This is a genomic window from Paenibacillus phyllosphaerae, assembly GCF_014192105.1.
Classification (GTDB): Bacteria; Bacillota; Bacilli; order Paenibacillales; family Paenibacillaceae; genus Paenibacillus_Z; species Paenibacillus_Z phyllosphaerae.
The window spans coordinates 1-1,450 of the sequence record NZ_JACHXK010000053.1 but is presented as its reverse complement, the minus strand read 5'-3'; the positions used below and the strand labels follow the sequence as shown (position 1 = coordinate 1,450).

Annotated in this window: 1 protein-coding gene; it reads left to right on the top strand. The window is 43.5% G+C overall.

Going from position 1 to position 1,450, the window contains the following annotated elements:
* The first annotated feature begins 56 nt into the window (after positions 1 to 56).
* A protein-coding gene (locus FHS18_RS33990; protein ID WP_183604813.1) for an IS3 family transposase occupies positions 57 to 1,414 on the top strand; the annotation gives its coding sequence in 2 pieces (ribosomal slippage) (positions 57 to 510 and positions 510 to 1,414; 1,359 coding nt in all).
* Positions 1,415 to 1,450: the final 36 nt, after the last annotated feature.

The following is a 1,450-nucleotide window of genomic DNA, read 5'->3' as shown; positions in this document are numbered from 1 at the left end:
TTCTGAACTGCACCCCAATTGTTAGACAGTGTCTAACAATTGGAGGTGCAGTTTTTTTGTCCAAGTTTAATTTAGAGTTGAAAATGGAGGCCATTCAGCGGTACTTGTCTGGTGCTGAAGGAGGTAAAAGTATAGCGAGAGCCTTAGGTGTCAATCATGAGGTCTTGCGGATGTGGATAAAGCAATACGAAGCTCATGGTGAGAAAGCTTTTGAGAAGACCTATACAACTTACAGCATCCCATTTAAACTAGACGTACTCAATTACATGAACGTGAATGGGACGTCTCCAAACGAAGCTGCTGTCATCTTCAATATCTCCTCTCCAGGGATTATTCGCAAGTGGCGCAGCCAATTCAATGCAGATGGAATCGACGCCCTCAAATCAAAGATAAAGGGGCCTCTATCACCGATGACGGATAAAAAAAGAACGAATAAACAAGAGCCTGCGGAGGGCTCTGTTGAAGCCTTACAAGCCGAAATCGAACGTCTGCGAATGGAAAATGCTTATCTAAAAAAGTTGAATGCCTTAGTTCAGAACAAAGAAAAATCACCAAACAAGACAAAGCGCAAGTCGTCTATGAATTAAGGCTAGAGTTTCCGGTGATTGCACTGCTTAAGCTTGCAAATATACCTCGTAGCACCTTTTATTACTGGGTACGGAGGTTAGATCGTCCGGATCCCGATATGTCACTAAAACAACTGGTCCAGTCCATCTATGATGAGCATGAAGGCCGCTACGGCTATCGTCGTATCCGTGATGAATTGGTTAATCGAGGCCATCGAGTTAATCACAAAAAGGTGCAGCGTCTAATGAAGGAACTAGGGTTGAAATCCGTGGTCCGTATGAAGAAGTATCGTTCCTATAAAGGCACCGTAGGCAGGATTGCCCCTAACGTACTGGATCGTCAATTTCAAGCAGAGAAGCCAAATCAGAAGTGGGTAACCGATATTACGGAATTCAAGTTGTTCGGAGAAAAGCTTTATTTATCCCCAGTTCTTGACTTGTATAACGGTGAGATTATTACCTATACGGTGGGACCCCGCCCCACCTACTCTTTAGTCTCCGATATGCTTAATCAGGCCTTTAAGCGCTTAGCCAAAGGGGATGAGCTCCTCCTGCATTCCGACCAAGGCTGGCATTATCAGATGAAGCAGTATCAATATGCATTGAAGAGGCGAGGGATTACGCAGAGCATGTCTCGTAAAGGGAACTGTTATGATAATGCTGTGATGGAGAGCTTCTTCGGCCAGTTGAAGTCGGAGTTTCTATATCTTAAAGAATTTCAAGATGTGGATCACTTTAAGCAAGAACTGGCAGCTTATATCGACTACTACAATAACAAACGGATTAAAACAAAATTAAAAGGTATGAGTCCGATACAATACCGGACTCATACCTTACGAGTAGCTTAACGATAGTGTCTAGCTTTTGGGGGTCAGTTCATTCTG